This is a genomic window from Streptomyces sp. KR55 (genome assembly GCF_052245645.1).
GTDB classification, from domain to species: Bacteria; Actinomycetota; Actinomycetes; order Streptomycetales; family Streptomycetaceae; genus Streptomyces; species Streptomyces flavusporus.
In genome coordinates this window covers 1-1,249 of record NZ_JBQQCE010000922.1, presented here as the reverse complement: position 1 = coordinate 1,249, position 1,249 = coordinate 1, and the positions used below count along the sequence as shown (strand labels likewise).

1 rRNA gene and 1 pseudogene are annotated in these 1,249 nt (G+C 71.2%); one reads left to right on the top strand and one right to left on the bottom strand.

The features are described 5' to 3' along the window. Window positions 1-8 precede the first annotated feature (8 nt). Window positions 9-125, top strand: a 5S ribosomal RNA gene (rrf, locus tag ACTWQJ_RS51530). Window positions 126-243: 118 nt separating this feature from the next. Here rrf and ACTWQJ_RS51525 read toward each other — a convergent pair. Then, window positions 244-1,249: pseudogene (locus tag ACTWQJ_RS51525) on the bottom strand (hypothetical protein); the annotation flags it as partial.

The following is a 1,249-nucleotide window of genomic DNA, read 5'->3' as shown; positions in this document are numbered from 1 at the left end:
AATAGGGTTTCGGTGGTCATAGCGTGAGGGAAACGCCCGGTTACATTCCGAACCCGGAAGCTAAGCCTCACAGCGCCGATGGTACTGCAGGGGGGACCCTGTGGGAGAGTAGGACGCCGCCGAACAATCTTTGAAGGACCCCTGGTCACCAGCGTTCAGCTGGGACCAGGGGTCCTTTTGTTTTTCCAGAGCGCGCGGCGTACGTGGCTGCGCAAGAATGACTTGCGGTACCGAAGACAGGAGTCACCGATGTCCACCAACTCTCCCGAGGACCGACCGGAGCGCGACCAGCGGCGACGGGATGGTGGGGATCGCGGCGACCGAGGCGGCTACCGCGGCGATCGTGGTGACCGTGGTGACCGCGGCGGTTTCCGTCGGGACGACGACCGTGGCGGGTACGGCCGGCGCGACGATCGCCGTGGTGATGACCGGGGTGGGCGTGGTGGCTTCCGCCGTGACGACCGGCGCGATGACCGCCGTGATGACCGCCGTGACGATCGGCGCGATGACCGCCGCGATGACCGCCGCGACAGTGACCGGGGCGGATACGGCCGACGTGACAGTGACCGTGGATCGCGTCCGTCCTTCCAGCGCGGTGACCGTGACCGTGGGCCGCGTCGGGACGACCGTGGCAGCCGTCCCGGTGGCTTCCGTCGGGACGACCGCGGTGACCGCCCTGCTTTCCGTCGGGACGACGACCGTGGCGACCGTCCTTCCTCCCGGCGGGACGATGACCGTGGAGGGTACGGCCGACGCGACGATCGGCGTGGTGATGACCGTGGTGGCTTCCGCCGCGATGACCGTCGTGATGTCCGCCGCGACGATCGGCGCGACGACCGCCGCGATGTCCGGCGTGACAGTGACCGCGGTGGATACGGTCGGCGCGATGACCGCCGCGATGACCGCCGCGACGACAGGCGCGATGACCGCCGCGACGACAGGCGCGATGACCGCCGTGACGACCGCGACCGTGGCTTCCGGCGGGATGAGCGGGGGGACCGTGGTGAGCGCGGTGGGTTCCGGCGGGACGATCGTCGGGGCGAGGGCCGCGGGGAGCGGGGTGGCTACGGGCGCCGCGACGACAGCCGGGGTGAGCGCGGCGGGTACCGGGGTCGGGACGACCGTGGTGGGCGTGGTGCGCCGCGTAGGGACGACCGTGGTGGCCGCCCCGGTGGCTTCCGTGGCCGCGACGACCGGCACGGTGGCGGTGGCGGCCGGTTCCGTGAGGAGCGGGACCGTGACCGTGAGC